Raw genomic sequence first — 12571 nt, forward strand, 5'->3', positions numbered from 1 at the left:
GAAATTAGAAGTATAGAACAATAGGGAGGTTATTTAATGAAAACGCGAACCAAAAAACGTACAGGAGCCATGCTGCTGGCGTTGATGTTTACTCTTCTAGCCGGCTGTGGATCAGGAAATAATGGTAATACGGTGGCTAACAGCGGCAACGCTACAAATGCCCCGGAAGCATCAGCCGCCGCGGACACAGCAGCCAGCACCAAAAATGTGACGCTCACGATGATGGTATCCGGCACCAAAGCCCCGGACGGGCAGGACTTTGCACTCGATATCATGCCTAAGCTCGTCAAGGAGAAATTCCCTAACGTTACCCTGGAAACCTCAAAGCTTCCGGATGAACAGTACTTCACTTCTATCCGTACCAAGCTTGCTTCAGGCCAAGGGCCGGATATCTTCTGGGTCTTCCCGAGAAATGCATCGCTTGGTGTGCTGGATATGGCCAAGGCAGGGTATGCCGCCGATCTGTCCGACCTGACCTTCTGGGATAAGATCAGCCAAGGTGCAAAGGATGATATGTCGTATGAGGGTAAGCCCTATGGGATCGCAGGCGGTCTGGATTACCTGGGTGTCTATTATAACCAGGAGTTGTTCAAGCAGGCAGGGATTACGGAGATGCCGCAGGATTGGAATTCGTTCCTGGAAGCCTGCCAGAAGCTGAAGGATGCGGGCATTACACCGATTTCACTGGCGGACAAGGACCCGTGGTTCCTGCAGTTCGGAATGTATCAAATCGCGGCGAATGTGGTCTACCCGGATGAAATGGATTTTGACAGCAAACTTCAAGCAGGAGAGAAATCGCTGACCGATCCGAAATGGGTCGATACCATCTCCAAAATGAAAGAATTGTACGACAAAGGGTATGTAGTTAAGAATTCACTGGGACTTGGAAGCGCCCAGGCCGCTCAGCTATTTGTTGACGGCAAAGCAGGGATGATATTTGACGGAACGTGGGATTATGCTACTTTAACGGCTAAGGGTGCAGCTGACTTTACCCGCGGATTCTTTTCCCTGCCGGCGAATGAAGCAGGCCAGCCGACCTATGTATCCGCTGCAACCGCTGCAGGATTCGCACTCAACGCCAAGTCGGAGAATCTGGATATTGCCAAGGAAGTAATGGATTATCTGTTCGACGGCCAGTCCGATCTGTTCAAGGCGTGGACCGAATCCAATAATTCGATCAGTGTATATAGTGGCGTGCCGCTGAACCATGATCTCTTCAAAGAGGTTAACGACTCCTATCTGAATAACGGCAAGTCCGTGTACTTCCCGAACCAGATGTGGCCAACCGGTGTAGCTGAAGAAATGGAAGCTAAGTTTGCTGAAATTATCGGTGGCCGCAAGACAACTCCGGAGAAGGTTACAGAGGCAATGGATGCGAAGTTCAAGGAATTGTGGAAGAACTAATTTGGTTTAAATGAGAATTGTTTCGCCAGCTCTGGAGAGCAAGAGCCAGGGCGGCGGAACAGTTTTGGACAGGAGGGTAAGACAGAGATGAAATCAACTGTAATGAAAAAAACGATGTATTTTTTCGCAGTACCGGCGCTGCTCTTTTATTTGACTTTCTGGATTTTTCCGATTACGAAGCTGTTTCAGTACAGCGTGACCGATTATAACGGGTATGCCCAAACCTTCAATTATATCGGCTTCGACAATTATAAGGATCTGTTTAGCGGAGGGACACTGGGCAACTCCATTAGCAATACGCTCATTTATACTGTAGTCAGTGTCGTGGCAGGCAACCTGATCGGACTCGGTCTGGCGCTGCTGCTGAACATGAAGATCCGGGGTAAAGGCTTCTACCGCTCCATTTCTTACATTCCAACCCTATTCAGTGCTATCGTAGTCGGCTTCATCTGGAGCTATGTCTATATGCCGGACAGCGGGATGATTGCTACATTCCTGGATAAACTCGGGATTCCGAACGATAACCTAAACTTCCTGGGCAGCTATTCTACAGCGCTGTATTCTATCATTTTCGTGGAGATCTGGAAAAACGTCGGCACCACGATGATTATCTTCCTGGCCGGGCTGCAGACGGTTCCGAATGATCTGCTGGAGGCTGGACGGATTGACGGCTGCGGCGGCTGGAAGCTGTTGCGGTATGTGAAGCTTCCGCTGCTCGCCACATCGATTACCATTAACACAACGCTAAGCCTGATCAACGGGCTGAAAGCCTTCGATTTCCCGTTTATTATGACCAATGGAGGTCCGGGAACTTCGACTAACACCCTGATTTATTCAATTTATAAAATGGCGTTTACGGAGCAGATGTTTGGCAAGGCTTCAGCGCTTGGTATCATTTCCTTCGTATTAATTATCGCAGTTACTGCTGTTTCGGTACTGCTGATGAATCGAAAAGAGGTGTCTGCATGAGTAGCGGAACTACAGCCGGAAAAATGCTGCAGCCTGAGCCCGCCTTGAACGCGCGGAAATCTGTCAAAGCCGGAGCACTGCTCAAAAAGACACTGGTTCAGCTGCTTGTCATCGTGATTATGATCCTCAATCTGATTCCGCTGGTGATCGTGCTGTCCACCTCACTGCGGTCTCCGGACAATAACTCGAACCCGCTGAATTTATTCAATGAAATTTCCTTCACCAGCTACCGGACGGCTTTTGAGCGGATGCATTTTGGTTCCGCCCTGCTCAACAGCGTGGTGTTGACCACCATTTCCGTGGTGCTCGTGGTCATCTTCGCTGCTATGGCATCTTATCCGATGGCCCGGATCCGCAGCAGATGGAGCCAGTTTCTATACCTCTTTTTCCTGGCCGGCCTGGTTGTACCGGGACAGATGGTACTGATTCCAATCGTCCAAATGATCAACGGTCTGGGCATTCCCAGCACGCAGTATACGCCGATTCTGATGTTCGTAACCTGCAGTCTGCCATTCTCAACCTTCCTGTACACGGGCTTTATCCGCAGCGGTGTCCCGGAAGAGGTAGAGGAAGCTGCACATATTGACGGTGCCGGTCTCCTGCGCCGATTCTGGACGGTTGTATTCCCGTTGCTGATTCCGGTTACAGTATCGGTTATCATCACACAGGGCATCTGGATCTGGAATGATTATTTTTTCAATATGACCTTTATCTCCAAGTCTTCACAGTCTCCGCTGCCACTCGCTATGCTCGGATTTATGGGGGACCAGCAGAATCCTACCCAATGGAATGTGCTGTTTGCAGCCTGTATGCTGTGCGCCCTGCCGCTCTTGATTGCCTTCTCCTTCCTGCAAAAGTATTTCGTGGGGGGCCTTACAGTAGGATCTGTTAAGGGATAATGAGGGATCGCGGAATCTGACAGAATTCTAAATTAGAAGTTGCGTATCTATGCGCAGCTTCTTTTTTTGGGCAGTGTTTTATACTTCCGGCTCAGACCGGTACGGGAATATGTTGTTGCCTTTAGCTTGCCAATAAGCCGGCTTTGGGAGTACATTGCTATTAATGCGTAACATCAACATAAGCTGATAAGGAAGGTAGGTTTAAAGATGCCGGAAACAACCAGGGTGTATACAGCAACAGAGAACCATGTCAAAATCATCGGGCGGACCCACTATTATAATGAGGTGCTGTGGCTGGCGCTTTCGGGCGGCGGTGTGGAATTCTCATTCTATGGAAAGAAAGCGGAGATTACCTTAAAAGGTGATGCTATTGCCTTAACCGGTAATAATCTGGCCCGTATTGGCATTAGTGTAAACGGAAAACAAGTCATTGACGATCAAATGGATCAGCCTTTGAAATCATATACGGTATTTGAAAGCGATACGGAGCAGGATATCACGGTAACGGTTATTAAATTATCAGAGGCGGCGATGTCAACGGTTGGGATTCAAGAGATCGCTGTTGATGCTGCGGATGGCATTAAGCCCACCCCGCCCAAATTACATTCGATTGAATTCATTGGCGATTCAATTACCTGCGGCTATGGTGTTGATGATGAGCATGAGCTGCATTCTTTCTCCACAGCTACAGAAGATGTCACGAAAGCCTATGCATACCTGGCCGCTCAGCAGCTTCAAGCCGACTACAGCATGGTTTCATACAGCGGATATGGCATTATTACAGGCTACACGGAAAATGATCAAAAGCTTACTACACATCTTCTTCCGGACTACTATGAAAAAGTGGGCAAGTCTGAGGGGGAATTGGACGATACACTGCTGCCCCAGGAAGTACCTTGGGATTTCAACAAGCTTGTGCCGGACCTGATCGTCATTAACCTCGGAACAAACGATGATTCCTACACCAAAGAGGATTCCGGTAAGCAGGCAGAATATGCTCAGGAGTATGTTGAATTTCTTAAAATGGTCAGACGCAACAATCCCCATGCTCCCATTCTGTGTACGCTGGGAATTATGGGGGGGCGGCTGTATCCTTATGTTGAACAAGCAGTTAGCGTGTACAGCCGGGAAACAGGGGATAGCAATATAACAGCAATGAAGTTTGACGAGCAGCTGACGGCTGACGGCTATGCCGCCGATTTCCACCCGTCCCAGGCCACACACCGGAAAGCGGCCAAGCAACTGACTGCTCAAATAAGAGAGTTTTTGAACTGGTGATTTAGCGTTCCATTAAAGCGACTCGTCTGCGGATGAGTTGCTTTTTGTTTTCTTTTCTTTCCAGGTCCTTTGATTGAAGTCCTTCATGGTAAGGAATGTTGAAATTAGAGGATGTTGTTAATATATATGTTAACTAAATAAATAAGCATTGAAATAGATCCTAATCGATCAGAGGATAAATTAACGGCTTTTTAAAAGAATATAGCATTGACTCGATCTGTGTCCTCTGACTATAATGTTAATAATATCGCGATTATATTAATGTATATATTAATTAAAGGTAAAGCCTAATGAGAGGAACAGACCAATGGCGACTAGAGCGAAGCTGAATGTGTATGCGTATAAGACAGGGGCACAGCTTGGGGATTTGTTCGGTATTTTCTTTGAAGATTTAAATCATGCGGCGGACGGAGGACTGTATGCGGAGCTGATCCAGAACCGCTCCTTTGAATTTGACCCGATTGACCATCAGGATTACCATTCTTTGACCGCCTGGGAGAAGGTTGAGCGCGGGGGCGGCCGTGCCAGTTTAAGCGTCGAGAGCATAACTTCGTTTCATCCTGCTAATCCGCATTATGCGGTGATCGAAATTCTGGAGCCGGGTGACGGGGTCGGGCTGTCTAATGCAGGCTTCAACACAGGCATCCCGGTCAAGGAAGGCGAGAAGTACCTCTTCTCAGTGTGTATGCGGCGCAGTGACAGCTTCACCACACCTGTGCGTGTGATTTTGGAGGGGGTTAATGGAGCAGTATGCGCTTCGGCGGAAATCATTGCGGATTCAGCCGATTGGCAGAAGCATGAAACCGTTCTCACGGCGGGCTTTACGGATACCGCCTGCAGGCTGGTGATCCTGGCCGGCGGGCAAGGAAGGCTGGATATCGATAGGGTGTCTTTGTTTCCGGAGAAGACCTATCGTGGACGCCGCAATGGGCTGCGTGAAGATATTGCCGTCCTGCTTGCAGATATGAAGCCCAAATTTATGCGTTTTCCCGGGGGCTGTCTCGTTCATGACGGTTCCCTGAACCCGGATGACAGGAATTCAATGTACCGCTGGAAGAATACGATCGGGGAGGTCGCTTCGCGCCCGGCGCGACGTAATAACTGGGGGTATAATCAGACACTGGGCCTTGGCTACTACGAATACTTCCAGTTCTGTGAAGACATTGGTGCCAAAGCTATTCCTGTATTGCCTGGAGGCTACGATCCTCATCACGGACGCATCGTACCTATTGACGAGCTGGGTCCCTGGATTCAGGATGCGCTCGATCTGATCGAATTCGCCAGAGGTGACGCTTCAACGAAATGGGGCAGGGTCCGCAGCTCACTCGGCCATTCCGAGCCCTTCGGGCTGGAATATATTGCGATCGGCAACGAGGAGGTCGGAGAGCCGTTCTTCGAGCGGTACCCTTATTTCCATAAGGCGATTAAAGAACTTTACCCGGATATCCAGGTGATTAACAGCAGCGGACCGTTCGCTGCAGGCGGTGAATATGAGCGGGGCTGGGCCTCGGCAAGGGAGCACGGCTCGGATCTTGTGGACGAACACTTTTACCAGTCGCCGGAATGGTTCCTAGCTAACATGGACCGGTACGATCATTTCAAGGCGGACGGGCCTAAGGTTTTTCTTGGTGAGTACGCTTCCTGGGGTAATACCTATTACAATGCCCTGGTGGAGGCCGCCTTCATGACCCGGCTGGAGCAGAACGCCCATGCGGTCGGCTTGGCCTGCTACGCTCCAATGCTCTGCAATACCGGCTATGTCAACTGGAAGCCGGATATGATCTGGTTTGATAACCACCAGGTCTTCGGTACACCGAATTACTATGTCCAGAAGCTGTTCATGAACCATCAGGGAGACCGGCTTCTGCACATTGATGCTGAGAATCTGCCAGAGATGCCTGAGGCTGCTCAGGAACCTGTGAAGGGACGGATTATGCTGGCTGCCGAGAAGTCGGCTGTCTCCTACCGGAACATTACACTGACGAATAACCTTACAGGTGAGCAACAAGTGATGGAAGAGTCTGTTGAACTGAACGACGATATCGAGGGGCCTGTCAGCAAGGAGGAGGGACTCCGCTCGTTCCTGCTGGGAGAAACGGAATTACGGGACTACACGCTCAAATGGACAGCCAGAAAAACAGGCGGAGTACGCGGATTCCTGATTTATTTTGGCATGCAGGATGAAGGCAACCGGCTGAACTGGGAAATCGGCGGCTGGCAGAATCAGGACAGTACGCTAAGTGCTGTGATTGACGGCCGGGGCTCATGTCTGACCCAGAGCCTGTTCACTGTGGAGAACGACACCGATTATGAGCTGGAGCTGCACATTTCGGGCCGTCTGATCACCGCGTCGATTAACGGCATTATTATCAACCAGGCAGAGGACCGCCTTCCTGAGATTCAGCCGCTGTACTATACGGCAAGTCTGGAGGATTCATCCGGAGATGTTATCGTCAAAGCGGTAAATGTACTGGATACTCCGCTTCCCGCCCGGATCGAGCTGAAGGAGCTGAGATCCGCCTCGTACAAGGCCGAAGTACATGAACTGTCCGGGATCGAGCTGAATGCGGAGAACAGTTTCGCTGATCCGCTGAAGGTCAGTCCTTCCAGCCGGACTATAACCTTCGAAGGGAACAGCTTCGATTATGACTTCTCTGGGCACTCTGTTACCGTGTTCAGAATACAGCATTCATAATACCAGTAAGGAGGGTTTAATTTGTTCCAACCGAAACCAACCTACTCCGGTTATCTTTTAGTTCATTTTATCGGTGAGCAGCCAGATGGTGAACAGGTCTATTTCTCTTACAGTGAGGACGGCCTGCACTGGAAGGATCTGAACGGTGGTCTGCCGGTTCTGCGCTCTGAGCTGGGGGAAAAGGGTGTAAGAGATCCTTTTATCATCCGTTCGCCTAAGGAAGATAAGTTCTATCTGATCGCGACGGATCTGCGCATTGCCAGCGGCAAGGGCTGGGATGCGGCGGTGAACGCCGGAAGCCGCGATATTATCGTCTGGGAATCCGGGGATCTGGTGAACTGGTCTGAACCCTGGCCTGTCACCGTTGGTGTGGAAGGCGCCGGATGTGTCTGGGCTCCTGAGGCAGTCTACGACGAGGCTGCAGAAGAGTTCCTGGTCTTCTGGGCTTCTGCTACCCGGGAGCCGCAGGAGAACGAACGGAAACATAAAATTTACTGTGCGCGTACTAAGGATTTCCGGAAGTTTACCGCAGCAGAGAAGTATATTGAGCGCGACAATCATATCATTGATACGACGATTATCGCAGATGGCGGCAGGTATTACCGTTTTTCCAAGGATGAAACGACCAAGAATATCCGGGTGGAACAAGGCTCTTCACTGGATAAAGACGCCTTCAGCTTTGTTAGCGCACCTGTTCTGGAAGCCATCATGGGTGTCGAGGGTCCGGAAATTTTCAAGCTGAGCGGCCGTGAAGAATGGTGTCTGATTGTGGACCGCTATGCGGAAGGAAAAGGTTATCTTCCCTTGCTGACTTCCGACCTTAAGAGCGGCAATTTCCGGGTGCTTGCAGACGGGGAGTTTGACTTAGGGAAAAACAAAAAACGTCACGGCGGGGTTCTCCCGATTACCGCCGGGGAGTGCAGCCGGCTTCTGGCGGTTTACGGGGACGGGCATCAGGTGCTGCCGGGACAGTTCGCTGATCCGGATCTGGCAAAGTTCGGCGGTCGTTAAATACTTCTATATTTAATATATCGTAGCGGCCGCTTCCTCTTATTTACCGGGGAAGCAGTTTTTGGTATGACCATTGGAAAAAATGGTTTTAATAATCCTTCTTGACATTTTGCCTATTTTATATCACAGAAATGCTTTGTGCAAAATGCTACCATAGATGAGAAGTACACTGGTCGCGGGAGCGGTTATATGAGCGGTTTCTCTGTTCACCACATGATGCATTACTCGCTGTATTCTTTTGCCGAGCACAGTCCGGATCCGATTTATATTCTGGGTATGGACAAAAAAGTGATGTACGCCAATTCGGTGTTTGTTGAGCTATACGGCTGGACCACGGAAGAGCTGAACGAAAATGATTTTCCGCATGTCCCGCCGGAGCTAAGGGAAGAACTTAATCAGATGTTTGTTTTTATCGATCAGGGGCAGCGTCTGTTTGCTCTCGATACCTTCCGAATGAAACGAAATGGAGAGCTGATCAGCGTCAAAATAACCATTTCTCCTGTTAAAGATCCGGAAGGATGTATTACGGCTTACATATGTGTTCTGAGAGATGTAACTGAGATTAAGTTCTCAGAGCTGAAATACTATAAATTATTTAATGAAGCAAACGATCCCATTTTCATTTACGAGCAGGATAAGGAAGGTAAGCCATCGAAATTTCTGGACGTGAACGAAGCAGCATGCGTGATGCTGGGTTATACGCGTCAGGAATTGCTGGACAAAACTCCTTACTCATTAGCAGCGGGATCGCTGGTGCAAGAGATCGGCAATATATTCGAGAATATTCTTAGAGGAGATGGGATATTCGTCGAATGGATTCAGGTTGCGAAGGACGGGAAGCAAATTCCGGTGGAGATCAGCGCGAAGCCATTAAAGCTAAATGGCCGAATGCTGGTGATTTCCATTGCCCGCGACATGACTGAACGAAAGAAAACCGAAGAGTACCTCCGGTACAACGAAAATATTTCCATGATCGGTGAGCTGTCTGCAGGCATCGCCCATGAAATCCGCAATCCGCTGACCAGCATCAGGGGGTTCGTCCAGCTGCTGTTTGCCCAGTCTAAGATGGGCAGGGAGTTCCATGAGATCATTTTGTCGGAGGTGGATCGAATTAATTCGATTATCGGCGAGCTGCTGCTGCTGGGTAAGGAAATCCCGTCGGATCAGGCAGACTGTAATTTGGTCCAGCTGGTAAGACAAGTAGTCGTATTGTTGAATGCCCAGGCACATATGACTGACAATGAAATTGTCATGCGTACGGAACTCGTCAATCTGCCGCTTAGGTGTGCGAATAACAAGCTGAAGCAGGTTTTCATCAATATTCTTAAAAATGCGATTGAAGCAAGCCCGCGGGGAGCAGAAATCACCGTAGAGTTGTACCGTGAGGAGGATACTGGAGTTATTCGAATCGCCGATACGGGGCCCGGCATACCTAACGAGGTCCTAAACCGGATTGGCTTACCTTTCTTTACGACCAAATCGGAGGGCAATGGGCTTGGGGTTATGATCAGCAGGAGAATTATCCACAATCACAAGGGTACCCTTCTATTCAAGGCTAACAATCCGACGGGAACGATTGTAGAGATTACGTTGCCTGTGCTTTAAGAATTCATATACATATGTAGTGAGTATTTAATTGGATTGGGATAAGCAGCGATATCAATAATCAGGCGGTACGAAGCAGGAGAATCCTTTGCTTCGTACCGCCTGTATTTTTTTCACTGGATAGCTTATAGATACTCACACTTAAAGTTTGTGAACTCAGCCGTAGAGTCTTCTCCATAGGCATATAAGCCGATGAGTACGCCTGTAAATCCGCCTGCGACTTCAGAGGAAAGGTATCTGGTTTGTGCTGTACCTAAGAGGGTCTCCTTGCCGCTTTTGCGAATAAGGAAGCTATAGCGCTCATGAGTTGCCCGGATGATCAGAGTAGCATGGTTATCGCCACCGAGACCATATTCCGCTTCAACAGATTTAATATCACCAATATTCAGCCGCTCGATAGCTTCATACCCTGTTGCAGTTTTACGTAGAGCCAAATCGTAATGATGATTCTCATCCATATAGAGCGTGATGCCGGCTTCACCGCGGGTAAGGCTGACTTCGCATGAAATTTCGGCGTTGAAGTCTCTTTGGCGAAGGCCGATAAATGTCGGTGTTTCCGGAATATCCAGCGACACTGCGGTTCCCTTTAATGTCATCTTATCCGGTTCCAGCAGATAATTGCCGGTCACAGGATGACGAAGATAACACCAGTCCAGCTTCCAATCGGTGTTCCCGAAAGTGAAGGTCGTTTTTTCCTGTTGAATGACCTGGCTGGAGATCCGGTCGGTCTCAAAGCTCGTAAGTGTAGTGCCGTTATGTCCCGCTGTGAACCAGCCGTCCTCGCCAAATGTAACCGGCGTAAGGAACACTTCGCGTCCAAGATGATGGTAGGTAAGCCATTGGCCGCTCTGCCGGAAGCCCAGATGAAGCATCCACCAATTCCCATCGTTGTCTTGAATCAGATCGCCATGGCCAACCCCCTGAAGCTCATAGCCACCCAGATTGCGGTTGGTCAGAACGGGATTGTCCGGATAGGCTTCGAACGGGCCGGAGACTGATTCTCCTCGCGCATAAATGACCATATGGCCGTATTCCGTTCCGCCTTCAGCCGCCATCAGGTAATACCGGCCATCAATTTTATACATATGAGGGCTTTCCAGATAACGTCCGCCGGCCCCTTGCCAAATGGAACGGCTGGGTGACAGCTTGGCGCCTGTTTCAATGTCAATCTCACACTGAACAATACCGCCGATGCCGTTATCATCTGTCCCGTTGCTCATAAAAAAGGCCTTTCCGTCTTCAAAATACAAATCAGGATCGATTCCCCCCTGATCCACAGAGATCGCTTCAGACCATTCACCGTAAATATCGTCGGTCCATACATAGAAATTTTGATGATCAGTCTCGTTGGTTGTGGTCATGTAGAATCTTCCGTTGTTGTACCGGATCGTTGGGGCGAATACACCGCCCGAACTGCTCACATTGCCGAGCTGAATCTGACTCTCCCTGGTTAGACAATGACCGATTTGCTTCCAGTTAATCAGGTCTTTGCTCTCGAAAACCGGAACGCCGGGAAAGTACTGAAAAGAACTGCAAACCAGATAATAGCTATCTCCTACTTTGCATACACTGGGGTCAGGATAAAATCCTTTGATGACCGGGTTGTTGTACTTCATCTATCCACCTCTTTCATAAATTCACACCTATATAAATCTAAGGGATCAGCAGCTAAAGAAATTAAACACCATTGTCTAAATTCTTGCAATGGATTAGACTTGAAGCTTCAGGTTAATTCTAATCAATTCATATATATGTGATTTCAAGAAAATGAAGCCGGGAGCTAATGATGATCATCAAAGCGAACAGTGAACTGAAGTTTATGCCGTTATACGAAGCGTTGGCAAGTGAAGTCAGGTGGGAGATTATGAGTCTTATTGCTGATAATGAGATGAATGTAAAGGATATTGCCGGTCGCCTAAAACTCAGCCCCTCGATCGTCACCATGCACATCCGGAAACTCGAACAGGCCGGGCTCGTGGGAAGTCACAGGGTAAGGCTAAACGGGGGAACCCACAAAATGTGCTTTCTAAAAAAGAAAGCCGTCGAGATTGAGCTGCCGTCTGCCGGCCAATCTGCCAAGCTCAGGGAACAAAGTATTTCAGTCGGCCATTACACCGCCTTTGATGTCCACCCTACTTGCGGGCTCGGTACAAGCGAGAAAGAAATTGGAGTTTGGGACGACCCGCGCTATTTTCTTGATCCTGAGCGGGTTCACGCCGCGATTCTGTGGTTTGGATGGGGCTATGTAGAATACAAAATGCCTAATTATCTGCTTGCCGACCAGACGGCTGAGGCCATCGAAATTTCGGTGGAGATAGCCTCGGAGGCTCCCGGGTTAAGAGACTTTTGGCCTTCGGATATTGAGTTTATCTTCAACGGGATCTCTCTGGGCACCTGGACAAGTCCGGCTGATTTCGGAAGAGCTGCGCGGGGGAAGTTGACCCCCGAATGGTGGCATCGAAATGTGAATCAATACGGATTATTAAAGACGATTCGTATTGACGCATCAGGCACATTTATGGATGAAGAGCGGATGTCGGACGTAACCCTCGCGGATATCAGGCTGGGGGAGCCGTTCTGGACGCTGCGCTTCGCGGTGGATGAGCATGCAGTGAACGCAGGGGGATTAACACTGTATGGTTCCGGATTCGGCAATCACGATCAGGACATTGTAATCCGTGTGTATCTGAGGGGCGAGCTTTAGTTCGGC

Annotated in this window: 9 protein-coding genes; 8 read left to right on the plus strand and 1 reads right to left on the minus strand. The window is 49.3% G+C overall.

Annotated elements, in window-relative coordinates; all coding sequences use genetic code 11:
- Positions 1–36: 36 nt before the first annotated feature.
- From QU597_RS07430 to QU597_RS07460, 7 genes are all read left to right on the plus strand, one after another.
- On the plus strand, positions 37–1404 hold the full coding sequence (locus tag QU597_RS07430) for an ABC transporter substrate-binding protein (protein ID WP_310832049.1): 1368 nt from the start codon (positions 37–39) through the stop codon (positions 1402–1404).
- Positions 1405–1491: 87 nt separating this feature from the next.
- The gene (locus tag QU597_RS07435; protein WP_310832050.1) at positions 1492–2373 is read left to right on the plus strand and encodes a carbohydrate ABC transporter permease; all 882 of its coding nucleotides are present in this window, start codon (positions 1492–1494) and stop codon (positions 2371–2373) included.
- Entirely contained in the window at positions 2370–3272 is a 903-nt protein-coding gene (locus QU597_RS07440) for a carbohydrate ABC transporter permease (protein WP_310832051.1), read from the plus strand. The genes QU597_RS07435 and QU597_RS07440 overlap by 4 nt, the downstream gene beginning before the upstream one ends.
- Positions 3273–3479: 207 nt before the next feature.
- Positions 3480–4550 carry an SGNH/GDSL hydrolase family protein gene (locus QU597_RS07445; protein ID WP_310832052.1) on the plus strand — a complete coding sequence of 357 codons (1071 nt, stop codon included), beginning with the start codon at positions 3480–3482 and terminating at the stop codon, positions 4548–4550.
- A gap of 307 nt (positions 4551–4857) precedes the next feature.
- Positions 4858–7245 carry an alpha-L-arabinofuranosidase family protein gene (locus tag QU597_RS07450; RefSeq protein ID WP_310832053.1) on the plus strand — a complete coding sequence of 796 codons (2388 nt, stop codon included), beginning with the start codon at positions 4858–4860 and terminating at the stop codon, positions 7243–7245.
- Between the two features lie 21 nt (positions 7246–7266).
- Positions 7267–8256, plus strand: a complete 990-nt coding sequence (locus tag QU597_RS07455) for a glycoside hydrolase family 43 protein (RefSeq protein ID WP_310832054.1) — start codon at positions 7267–7269, stop codon at positions 8254–8256.
- A gap of 189 nt (positions 8257–8445) precedes the next feature.
- Positions 8446–9861: a PAS domain S-box protein gene (locus tag QU597_RS07460; protein ID WP_310832056.1), complete on the plus strand. Its 1416-nt coding sequence runs from the start codon at positions 8446–8448 to the stop codon at positions 9859–9861.
- Between the two features lie 125 nt (positions 9862–9986).
- On the opposite strand, the gene QU597_RS07465 is transcribed toward QU597_RS07460, so the two are convergent.
- Positions 9987–11477: a glycoside hydrolase family 43 protein gene (locus QU597_RS07465; protein WP_310832057.1), complete on the minus strand. Its 1491-nt coding sequence runs from the start codon at positions 11475–11477 to the stop codon at positions 9987–9989.
- Positions 11478–11650: 173 nt separating this feature from the next.
- Between QU597_RS07465 and QU597_RS07470 the strand changes: the two genes are divergently transcribed.
- On the plus strand, positions 11651–12565 hold the full coding sequence (locus QU597_RS07470; RefSeq protein ID WP_310833253.1) for an ArsR/SmtB family transcription factor: 915 nt from the start codon (positions 11651–11653) through the stop codon (positions 12563–12565).
- Positions 12566–12571: the final 6 nt, after the last annotated feature.

It is taken from the genome of Paenibacillus pedocola, from assembly GCF_031599675.1.
GTDB lineage: Bacteria > Bacillota > Bacilli > Paenibacillales > Paenibacillaceae > Paenibacillus_AQ > Paenibacillus_AQ pedocola.

What these genes read in the sequence shown, in the direction of transcription:
- QU597_RS07440 (WP_310832051.1), top strand. Translation starts at nt 2,370, where the DNA reads ATGAGTAGCGGAACTACAGCCGGAAAAATGCTGCAGCCTGAGCCCGCC.
- QU597_RS07445 (WP_310832052.1), top strand. Translation starts at nt 3,480, where the DNA reads ATGCCGGAAACAACCAGGGTGTATACAGCAACAGAGAACCATGTCAAA.
- QU597_RS07430 (WP_310832049.1), top strand. Translation starts at nt 37, where the DNA reads ATGAAAACGCGAACCAAAAAACGTACAGGAGCCATGCTGCTGGCGTTG.
- QU597_RS07460 (WP_310832056.1), top strand. Translation starts at nt 8,446, where the DNA reads ATGAGCGGTTTCTCTGTTCACCACATGATGCATTACTCGCTGTATTCT.
- QU597_RS07435 (WP_310832050.1), top strand. Translation starts at nt 1,492, where the DNA reads ATGAAATCAACTGTAATGAAAAAAACGATGTATTTTTTCGCAGTACCG.
- QU597_RS07450 (WP_310832053.1), top strand. Translation starts at nt 4,858, where the DNA reads ATGGCGACTAGAGCGAAGCTGAATGTGTATGCGTATAAGACAGGGGCA.
- QU597_RS07465 (WP_310832057.1), bottom strand. Translation starts at nt 11,477, where the DNA reads ATGAAGTACAACAACCCGGTCATCAAAGGATTTTATCCTGACCCCAGT.